1 protein-coding gene is annotated in these 843 nt (G+C 50.2%); it reads left to right on the forward strand.

What is annotated here, in order from left to right; genetic code table 11:
- Positions 1-41: 41 nt before the first annotated feature.
- Positions 42-843, forward strand: an 802-nt coding sequence (locus tag C7R94_RS29725; RefSeq protein ID WP_146142870.1) for a UDP-glucose dehydrogenase family protein, incomplete at its 3' end; no start/stop codon positions are given.

The raw sequence follows: 843 nt of genomic DNA on the forward strand, positions 1-843 counted from the left end.
AGCTTTATTTGCGTGTGTCGAAAAAATGATGAGGTGAAGGAATGAAAGTTGCCGTTATTGGGACCGGTTACGTAGGTTTGACGACTGCTGTTTCCCTAGCCATGAACGGTCATCAGGTGACTGGGATTGATCTCGTTGCATCCAAAGTAGAAAAACTGCGCCAAGGGATCTCGCCGATTTACGAGCCGGGCTTAGATGAGGCATTGAAAAAAGTATTGGATGATGGTGCGCTTACATTTTATACGGATCTGACGGAGGCGAAGGACGCAGAGATTTTTTTCATTTGTGTAGGCACACCTGAAGCAGCCGACGGCACAGCCGATTTAACCTATTTACTTGGGGCTGTTTCTGACATTGAAAAGGTTCATTCGCTCGCACCGCAAGAACGCATCGTGGTAATCAAGAGTACCGTACCAGTCGGAACTGGCGAAAAAGTAGCGGGGATGCTGGCTGGCTGCCAAGGGGTATCTGTTGCATCCAACCCGGAGTTTTTACGGGAAGGGAGTGCATTGTTTGACGCATTGGAGCCTTCTCGAATTGTCATAGGCGTAGATAATCCTCAGGCAGCGGCTGGCATGGAGGAACTGTACAACGGTGTAAAGGCACCGCGAGTTATCACCACCAGAGCAAACGCGGAGCTGATCAAATACGCTTCAAATGCATTTTTGGCTACCCGGATCTCCTTCATGAATGAGCTGGCACGGTTAAGTACTGCTCTGGGGACGGATATCGTGACGATCTCGCGAGGAATGGGACTGGACAGCCGAATCGGTCCGCAATTTTTACGGGCAGGAGTAGGCTATGGCGGCTCCTGTTTTCCGAAGGATACGATTGCGCTATTGC

The sequence above is a fragment of the Brevibacillus sp. NRRL NRS-603 genome (assembly GCF_003013445.1).
Taxonomy (GTDB): Bacteria; Bacillota; Bacilli; order Brevibacillales; family Brevibacillaceae; genus Brevibacillus; species Brevibacillus formosus.